This window comes from Arthrobacter sp. LAR12-1-1.1, from assembly GCF_040676555.1.
Taxonomy (GTDB): Bacteria; Actinomycetota; Actinomycetes; order Actinomycetales; family Micrococcaceae; genus Arthrobacter.
Map to the genome: position 1 here is coordinate 25,154 of NZ_JBEGIG010000020.1, position 6,361 is coordinate 31,514.

Consider the following 6,361-nt stretch of genomic DNA (forward strand, 5'->3'; position numbering starts at 1 on the left):
CGTGCGCGCCGTGCTTGCCCTGCTGGCGCATCGGGACTGCCCCCGGTTTTGTTGACTCCTTGACCTAGCGAGCTTGTGCTCGTGGAAAGATGTTGACCATGCCCACGCCTTATAGGGCGGAGTTCCGCCAGGATGTTATTGATGTGGCCCGCAAGGGCGAGGCGCCGTTGGCGCACATCGCGAAGGATTTCGGGCTCTCGGTCACTACGCTGAAGCGCTGGATCGCCATCGCCGAGCGTAAGGAATCCGGGGCCGGCCCGGCATCGTCGGAGTCGGCCGAGATGCGGGAACTGAAGAAGCGGAACCGGTTGTTGGAGCAGGAGAATGAGATTCTGCGCCGGGCTGGCGCCTATCTTGCCAGGGACATCAACCCAAAATGATCTACCCGCTGGTCACGGATCTTGCCGCCGACGGTGTCCCCGTGGCGGTGACCTGCAGGGTGTTGGAATTCAACAAGCAAGGCTTTGACCCGTGGAGAGCCAGTCCGGTGACAGACAGGGACTGGGCCGATGCGCACTTGGTCAATGCCGCGCTGGGCATCCATGCCGATGATCCGGCGTTCGGGTACCGGTTTATCGCCGATGAACTCCCCGAGAAGGGTGTCACTGCGGGTGAGAACAGGGTCCAGCGCTTGTGCAGGGGCCACGGCATCTGGTCGGTGTGCTCCAAGAAGCGGGGCCTGAACCGGAGCCGGGGCCACCGGAACACGATGACCTGGTGGAGCGGGACTTCACCGCCACGGCACCGAACGAGCCGTGGTTGACCGACATCACGGAGCACCCCACTGCCGAAGGGAAGCTCTACCTCTGCGCGGTGAAGGACGTGTATTCCGGGAGGATCGTCGGGTACTCGATGGACTCGCGGATGAAGTCCTCGCTGGCCGTTGCCGCGCTGGAGAACGCGGTGCGGGCTCACCGTCCAGGAAGGAGCGTCGTGCACTCGGACAGTGAGCCTGTCCCTACCGGTATTCCCGGGGGTTCTTGACTCGCACAGTGATGGACCCGACAGGATCGATGGGCAGGGTCGGCGCGTGTGCGGATAACGCCGCGATGGAATCGTTCTTCTCGCAGCTGCAGAAAACGTCCTGGACCGTCAGCGGTGGCTCACCAGACAGGAACTGCGCCTCGCCATCACGACTGGATCGAAAGGACCTACACCGCCGGCGACGGCAACGACGGCTGGGAAAACTCACGCCCATCGAATATGAAACAATCAACCGGACCGCGTTCACAACGGACTAAAACCCCGAGTCAACAAAAGCCGGGGCAGACCCGAACTGCCCCTGGCCGATCCGGCAAGAACTAAGGGAACCGGCGCCCAAACTTCCAATTAGACCGGCTGGGATGACCCAGTTCACAGATAAGTGCCCCGCGGGATCCCGTCAAGTCCTTGTTGGAAGTTCTTTCAAAATGATCTACATCTCACATCGTCGGTGTGAGGTCGGAGGCTACTTGGCGGTTTGAATACTAGTTGGCGAAATGGGACTGGACGTTTGGCGAAGACCGATTTAGTTGGCGATGAGAGATGTCGACCTAATTGCTAGATCGGCACCCTATTTGGAAGAAACGCATCGCCTAGTTGGAAGTCTTCCAATTAGCTGCTGATTGCCAGCCAACTTGGTCCTTTTGACAACCTAGTAGGTCCCTGGCCAACGTAGTTGGTCCATTGGTCCTTAGGCCGTCAATGTTTAGGCCGGAGGCTACTTGGCGGTTGCCCGGCTGGTCGGCGAAACGGCTCAGCGTACTTGGCGAAGCCTGGGTAATTGGCGATACAGATGCTCGGTCTTAGTTGCGGGACTCGCAACTAAGGCCGAGGTGTCTTCGGCGCCTATCGCTGCTGAGCCCCATCGCGATAGCTCCTGTTCCCGTTCTGAATTATCTGGGATCCCGTTTGGAGGACGACAAGACCGAGACAGTCCTGTATCGCCGTCAACGCAAAGACGGAGTGGATGCATGGACCTGGCCGGGGGCGGGTCGCGCGGCGATAGTTCCTGCCTTCATCGTCGAACAGGGAGCTGGGCAGGACGTCGCCAGCGCTGCTGGTCCTTCGAAGAGGTAGTTGTCCTCGTGAGTCTGAGTGCGAGGGTGAGTCGTGAACGTAATCCAGGCCTCGGTCATGGCTAGTTCCACAAAGCATCGTTTCTGCCTTGGCCACGGGGAAGCGCTCAGCCCGAGCCTGGCCCATCCAGCGCCCTCTCCCGGCTACCCGTATTTAGGTTGTATTTTGAAGACGAAGAGACGGGCACCATCGATGGAAGGGTGTGAAACGCTGGGTGCGCGCAATAGCATGCTAGCGCATGAGTTCAGCGTCCAGCTGACCGAGATCGAGGTCGAGCAACGTCAACACAACTGGCATATTCGAGCTCTCCACTCAAGCCACGTCAACCGTAGATTCCTGAATGGCGGCGACAGCTCTGCCTACTCGAATCGGCTCAGCAGCTCGCCAACAACTGCGGTTAGGGAGTCATAGCGTGGCTCGCTTGTTTATCTATTTCATCGGCTTGGTAGTTTCGACACTCGCGATGTTCAATTCGGATCCGGACAAAGGATTCTTCGCAGTCTCCAGCGGTTTCGCGATCGGCTTCGCCATACCGCTGTTAGATACCACTTTTCGGCGATGAGCACGAGCCCGTCCGGGTCGGTGTCCCATTTGGTGGCGACGACGATGCACCAGACCGGGTGGTAGAGCTTTCCGGTGTGCGTCGCGTAGACCTGGCCGGCGGCGAGGCGCGGGGACCGGTCCACTCGGAGCCGGGTCGGGTGGACGGGAATGATCGTACCCAGGTCCTGTGCGTCCTTGTGCGCCTGGCGGGCGTGCCTGGCCCGGGTGCTCGGCTTCTTCACCGGAGCCGGGGAACGGTGCAGCCGGCGCAGTTCCTTCACGTTGCCGGAGACGACCCGGAAGCAGGGCTGGCCTTTGCCGGCGCCGCACGTCGGGCGGCGATGGGCATGTCCAAGCCACACGCGGGACGCCGCCGCAAAATTCGGGGCCAGCGGTAATGGCCAGAGCGATGCCCGGATGCCGGAGCGCCATGTTCGCGACGGCCGTGCAGGGGCTTCTCGACCCGCTCCGCGACGGGGAAGCACCAGCATGCCGCAAGGCCAGAGGTAGGCTCCGCTGATTCCCGGGAGGCGGCAGCGGTCCAGTGCTCGCGGGTTTCGTCGGCTCCTTGTAGAAGCCGCGAACCTGCGCCTATCATGTGGCTGACGTGGGCAGTCGACGCCCTGCGCAATGAAGTAGCTGACGTCCATGCCGCGGTCCGCCATCCTTCGGTTCCCGAGGAGTAGATCGTCATGAACGAGTATCCATTGATCGCCGACCATGGTCTCATCGGTGACCTGCAGACGGCGGCGCTGGTCGCCACCGACGGCACCCTGGACTGGTTTTGCAGTCCACGCTTCGACTCACCCAGCATCTTCGCGTCGCTGCTTGACCATGCCCGCGGCGGTCACTTCAGCACCCGGCCTGTCGCCGAAGCGTTCGCCACGAAGCAGCTCTACCTTCCTGACACGGCGATCCTCATCACGCGATTCCTGACCAAGGGAGGGGTCGGCGAACTGGTCGACTTCATGCCCAAGACCGGCACGTCGCCCAGCGAAGAGCATCGCCTGATCCGGATGGTGCGATGCGCGCGGGGACGGATTTCTTTCGACATCGAGGTGGCCCCCCGGTTCGACTACGGCCGGCGGACTCACCGGCTCAGCGTCGGCGGCGACGGCGCCCTCTTCGATGCCGGGGAGGCCCGGCTGGCCCTCAGCCGCATCGGCGAGGAGGGGGACGAAACTCCCGACAGCTATGACGCCACAGTCGACGGCGACCTGCACCTTTCGCTGAGTCTGGAGGAAGGCCAGGTGCGCGGCGTCGTTCTGGACACGGCTCCGGATGCTGAGCCGCGGAAGATACGTCCCGCAGAGGCCCAGCGGCTGGCAGACGCCACCGCGCACTTCTGGCAGAACTGGCTCAGCCAATCCACGTACACCGGCCGCTGGCGGGAGGTGCTGGAGCGGTCCGCCATCACACTGAAGCTGCTGACCTATGCGCCGACCGGGGCCCTGGTGGCCGCTCCCACCGCCGGCCTGCCGGAAGAGATCGGAGGGGAACGCAACTGGGACTACCGCTTCACCTGGGTGCGGGACGCATCCTTTTCTGTGCACACGCTGGTTCGGATGGGTTTCGTGGAGGAGGCCATCGCCTTCAGACGGTGGCTCGGCGACCGGGTTGCCGAACCGCTGGACAGCGGCACCGGCCCGCTAAACATCATGTACCGAGTGGACGGCAGCCGCGAACTCGACGAGGAGGTCTTGGCCGGCTGGGAGGGCTACCGCGGCTCATACCCGGTGCGGATCGGGAACGGAGCTGCCGGACAGCTTCAGCTGGACATCTACGGCGAAGCGCTCGACGCCATCCACTACATCGACCGCTTCGGCGTCAGGATCGGCCAGCCCGGATGGCTCGCCATTTGCGACGTGCTGGAGTGGCTCGCCGACAACTGGGACCGGCCGGACGAGGGAATCTGGGAGACCCGGGGCGGTCGCAAGGACTTCACGTACGGGAGATTGATGTGCTGGGTCGCGTTCGACCGCGCCATCCGACTCGCGACGGCGCATGGCCGGCCGGCGCCCCTATCGCGATGGATGGCCGAGCGGGACGCGATCTACAACCAGATTATGGACAAGGGCTGGAGCGCCGAACGTGAAGCCTTCGTGCAGCATTACGGCGATACGGTACTCGACGCCTCCCTGTTAAAGATGCCTCAGGTCGGCTTCGTGGCCCCGGAGGATCCCATGTGGCAGTCAACCCTCCGCGCGATGCACACCGAACTGGTGTCTGACAGCCTGGTCTTCCGCTACGACCCGAGCGCGTCTCCCGACGGGCTCGGCGGCCACGAAGGGACGTTCTCCATGTGCAGTTTCCTCTACGTGGACGCCCTGGCGCGAGCGGGCCGCATTGAGGACGCACGCCTTATTTTCGAGACGATGCTGACCTATGCCAACCACCTCGGCCTGTACGCCGAAGAGATCGCGGCCACCGGTGAGCAGCTGGGAAATTTCCCGCAGGCCATTACGCACCTCGCCCTCATCGATGCCGCAATGACTCTGAACGGCTGCCTGGACGCCGCGGAACAGAAGGGCCGCCCGGGGCGGGTGCGGAGAGTAGCGGGATAAGTTCCTCAGTGCGTCAGCCACCATTTCAGGGTGGCGGCAGCTATGCCGGCGAGGGCCAGCAGCATACCGGAGAGGAAAGTGCGGATTGAGGCACGTTGCTGCCGCAGATGACCCACCACCCAGCCGAGTGAGGCCAGCCGCAAGATGATGACGGCCATCGCAAGCAGCAGAGCCTGCTCAGCGTCCAGCCAGCCCAGCCTGGCCGCGCCCAACAGCAGCGCCGGTACGGCGGTCGCCGAGACGATGGGAACGGCGCCTGCTATCGGCTTATAGACGACCACCACGTCGCCGATGCTGCCCAGAAATGTAGCGTTTGAAGCCGTCGTGATGCGGCCGGTGAGCGTCAGCTCGGCGGTCACTAGGTCCGGCGCTGGCATCAGACCTCGGGAAGGGTGCAGATGTGCCCGTCGGCGTCTACGGGGTAACCGCAGAGCGAGCACGTCGGACGCCCGGCGCCCACGATCTCACGGGTGCGCTTGGCGAATGCGCGGGCGGTGCCGACCGGCATTCGCACCAGCAGCATTTCGGGCGCGTTAGCGCCGTCCTCATCAAGCGATTCGCCGTTGTCATCAGCATCGACATCGGTGATGGGGTGGGCCTCTATTACGACCTGGGCCGTGGTTGGGTCCCACCCTAAGCTCATGGCGCCGGTGCGAAACTGCTCCTGAACGGCCTCGAGCTGGTCATTGTCGACAAGTTCAATGGGAGTACTCGTGGGAACGCTGAAGGGGTTGCCCTCGACGGTGATGAGCTGGTCGAGAATTTCGTCGATCTTCTCCGCGAGCAGAGCCGACTGCTGCTTCTCTAGGGCAATACTCACGATCTGCGTCCCTGCGCGCACCTGCAGGTAGAACGTGCGCGCCCCCGGAAGGCCAATGGTGCCAACGACGACCCGATCAGGCCAGGCAAACTCGTGAACACGTGTAGGCATGTCAGTATTCTAGGCAGATGAGGTTCATGGCGCCTTGTGCCCTGCACCGCCGCCCACCGGCGCATCGCCAGAGTGGATGCCGTTCGACAGCCACGACAGATCACCCGCGTCGGTGTTGGTCGCGTAGACGCTCGGCCGACTAGGGCGTGTCTCCTAATTCGGGGCGTGGTTTTTGAAATAGTGGACGGGTGTCACGTACTTCCGTTTTGACTGATGACCAGTGGGCTCTGATTGAGGACCTGATGCCGGACTCCTCCGGGCGTCG

3 protein-coding genes and 3 pseudogenes are annotated in these 6,361 nt (G+C 63.0%); 2 read left to right on the forward strand and 4 right to left on the reverse strand.

What is annotated here, in order from left to right; genetic code table 11:
• Nucleotides 1-98 precede the first annotated feature (98 nt).
• Nucleotides 99-1,241: pseudogene (locus tag MRBLAR12_RS12690) on the forward strand (IS3 family transposase).
• 1,284 nt (nt 1,242-2,525) lie between these two features.
• Here the strand turns inward: MRBLAR12_RS12690 and MRBLAR12_RS12695 are convergent.
• A complete protein-coding gene (locus tag MRBLAR12_RS12695; protein WP_229994530.1) occupies nt 2,526-2,963 on the reverse strand; it encodes a hypothetical protein in 438 nt (145 codons plus the stop codon).
• 330 nt (nt 2,964-3,293) lie between these two features.
• On the opposite strand from MRBLAR12_RS12695, the gene MRBLAR12_RS12700 reads away from it, so the two are divergent.
• Nucleotides 3,294-5,165 (forward strand): glycoside hydrolase family 15 protein, encoded by a 1,872-nt coding sequence (locus tag MRBLAR12_RS12700; protein WP_229994531.1) that lies wholly within the window; start codon nt 3,294-3,296, stop codon nt 5,163-5,165.
• A gap of 242 nt (nt 5,166-5,407) precedes the next feature.
• Here the strand turns inward: MRBLAR12_RS12700 and MRBLAR12_RS12705 are convergent.
• From MRBLAR12_RS12705 to MRBLAR12_RS12715, 3 genes and pseudogenes are all read right to left on the reverse strand, one after another.
• Nucleotides 5,408-5,542: pseudogene (locus MRBLAR12_RS12705) on the reverse strand (phosphatidylinositol kinase); the annotation flags it as partial.
• Nucleotides 5,542-6,096 carry a DUF3090 domain-containing protein gene (locus tag MRBLAR12_RS12710; protein WP_364746474.1) on the reverse strand — a complete coding sequence of 185 codons (555 nt, stop codon included), beginning with the start codon at nt 6,094-6,096 and terminating at the stop codon, nt 5,542-5,544. The gene MRBLAR12_RS12710 and the pseudogene MRBLAR12_RS12705, both read right to left, overlap by 1 nt.
• 24 nt (nt 6,097-6,120) lie before the next feature.
• Nucleotides 6,121-6,237, reverse strand: a pseudogene (locus MRBLAR12_RS12715) (histidine phosphatase); the annotation flags it as partial.
• Between the last annotated feature and the right edge of the window lie 124 nt (nt 6,238-6,361).